This window comes from Streptomyces durocortorensis, from assembly GCF_016901035.1.
Classification (GTDB): domain Bacteria; phylum Actinomycetota; class Actinomycetes; order Streptomycetales; family Streptomycetaceae; genus Streptomyces; species Streptomyces durocortorensis.
On record NZ_JAFEUF010000045.1, the window covers coordinates 36,004 to 38,573 of the forward strand.

The window sequence follows — 2,570 nt, forward strand, 5'->3', positions numbered from 1 at the left end:
GGGGGCGCCCCCCGCCCCCCCCCCGGCCGCGGGGGCTGCTGGGGATCGGTGCGGGGGGGGGCGGGGGTTCTGGGTTGCCCCCGCGGGGGGGGGGGGGGGGGCCCCCCCCCCACGTCGAGGGCTGGCGGCGGGCGATGCACGAGTCGGGCCGCTCCACGGAGGGCCGGCTGTTCCAGGCCCCGTACAACCGCTACGACGCGTATCAGGTGGCCCTCGGGCTGCTGGCCGGCCCGGACCGGCCGCCGGCGATCTTCTGCGCCACGGACGACCAGGCCTTCGGCGTGCTGCGGGCCGCCCGTGAGCTGCGCATCGACGTGCCGGGCGAGCTGGCGGTGGCGGGCTTCGACGACGTGAAGGAGGCGGGTCTCACCGATCCGCCGCTGACCACGGTGTACTCCGACCGCCCGGCGATGGCCCGGGCGGCCGTGGACCTGGTGCTGGACGACGCGCTGCGGGTCTCCGGTTCGCGGCGGGAGCGGCTGAAGCAGTTCCCCTCGGCGCTGGTGGTCCGGCGCTCCTGCGGCTGCGGGGAGCCCCCCGCGTCCGCCTGACCCGCTCACCGCCTGCCCGCTGTGGTCTTTACAGCGGGCATACGCGGTTCTTCCGGGCTTCTCAGGACGTACTCAGGCCGTTCTCATCTTCGCCGACCAGCCTGATGGACATGACGGAGAACCTTCGCCCGAGCGGCGCGCACTCGACGGACCAGGACCCGACCTCGTACCCGTACACCCCCTCCTACGGAACGGCGTACGACAGCGCTCCGGGCGGTTACCCGCCGCCCCCCGCGTACGCCCCCACCACCGGAAGGCGCAAGGCGAAGCGGCCGGTGGCGCTGCTGGCGGCGGTGGCGATCGCGGCGGGCGTGATCGGCGGTGGCACCGCCACCCTCGTCGGCCAGCTGAGCGGCCAGGACTCCGCCGCCACCGGTTCGGGCGGCGCGGTCAACGGCACCACCGTCTCGCAGAGCAGCAAGGGCACCGTGGCGGGCGTCGCGGAGGCCGTCTCCCCCGCGATCGTGGAGATCGGCGCGGCCTCCTCCGCGGGCAAGTCCACCGGATCGGGTGTGGTGATCACCGAGGACGGCGAGATCGTCACCAACAACCACGTGATTTCCGGCGCGCAGCAGATCCAGGTCACCCTCTCCAGCGGCAAGACGTACACCGCCGATGTCGTGGGCACCGACCCCGACAAGGACCTGGCGCTCATCAAGCTCCGGGGCGCGAGCGGCCTGAAGACGGCGGCGCTGGGCGACTCCTCCAAGGTCAAGGTCGGCGAGGAGGTCGTGGCGATCGGCTCGCCCGAGGGCCTCACCGGCACCGTCACCAGCGGCATCGTCTCCGCGCTGGACCGGGACGTCACGGTCGCCAAGGACGACTCCGGCAGCGGCTCCGGCCAGGGGCAGGGGCAGGGCCAGGGCGGGCAGGGTGGCGGCGGTCAGCAGTGGCCGTTCGAGTTCGGCGGGCAGCAGTTCAACGGCGACACGGGCGAGGAGACCACCACGTACAAGGCGCTCCAGACCGACGCCTCGCTCAACCCCGGCAACTCCGGTGGCGCGCTGATCAACATGGACGGGGAGATCATCGGCATCAACTCCGCGATGTACGCGCCCAGTTCCTCGGCGGCGGGCAGCGGTTCCTCGGCGGGCAGCGTGGGCCTCGGCTTCGCGATCCCGGTGAACACGCTCAAGGCCGACCTGGACACCCTGCGCGCGGGGAACGGCTCCTGACCGTGCAAGGCTGAGAGCGCCCTCGCAGGGCGGACGGACCAGGTCGACACGAGAAGAGGACCAGACAGCGATGAGCCCCGCCGAAGACGATCCCCAGCGCATCCTGATCGTCGACGACGAGCCGGCCGTGCGCGAGGCGCTGCGGCGCAGCCTCGCCTTCGAGGGGTACGGGACGCAGGTCGCGGTCGACGGGTACGACGCCCTGGCGATGGCCGAGGCGTACGCCCCCGACCTCATCGTCCTGGACATCCAGATGCCCCGGATGGACGGGCTCACCGCCGCCCGCCGCATCCGGGCCACCGGCTCCACCACGCCCATCCTGATGCTCACCGCCCGCGACACCGTCGGGGACCGGGTCACCGGACTGGACGCCGGGGCGGACGACTACCTGGTCAAGCCGTTCGAGCTGGACGAGCTGTTCGCCCGCATCCGGGCCCTGCTGCGCCGCAGCAGTTACGCGTCGGCAGCGGCGGCTGGCGCGGAGGCTCCTGACGACGACGTGCTCGCCTTCGCCGACCTGCGGATGGACCTGGCCACGCGCGAGGTCACCCGGGGCGAGCGGCGGGTGGAGCTGACCCGTACCGAATACACGCTGCTGGAGATGTTCCTGTCCCACCCGCGGCAGGTGCTGACCCGCGAGCAGATCCTCAAGGCCGTCTGGGGCTTCGACTTCGAGCCGAGCTCCAACTCCCTGGACGTGTACGTGATGTACCTGCGCCGCAAGACGGAGGCGGGCGGCGAGCCGCGCCTGGTCCACACCGTGCGCGGGGTGGGGTACGCGCTCCGCACGGGCGGGAGCGGCGAGGCGTGAGCGGATCGACGCCCGTCACGGGCGGGCGGGAGC

The 2,570-nt window shown here is 73.1% G+C and carries 2 protein-coding genes and 1 pseudogene; all 3 read left to right on the plus strand.

The genetic code is table 11. From position 1 onward, the window contains the following. Positions 1-107 precede the first annotated feature (107 nt). Positions 108-551: pseudogene (locus JS521_RS12170) on the plus strand (substrate-binding domain-containing protein); the annotation flags it as partial. 104 nt (positions 552-655) lie between these two features. Continuing rightward, positions 656-1,726, plus strand: a complete 1,071-nt coding sequence (locus tag JS521_RS12175; protein WP_205082781.1) for a S1C family serine protease — start codon at positions 656-658, stop codon at positions 1,724-1,726. 70 nt (positions 1,727-1,796) lie between these two features. After that, positions 1,797-2,537: a response regulator transcription factor gene (locus JS521_RS12180; RefSeq protein WP_205082783.1), complete on the plus strand. Its 741-nt coding sequence runs from the start codon at positions 1,797-1,799 to the stop codon at positions 2,535-2,537. Positions 2,538-2,570: the final 33 nt, after the last annotated feature.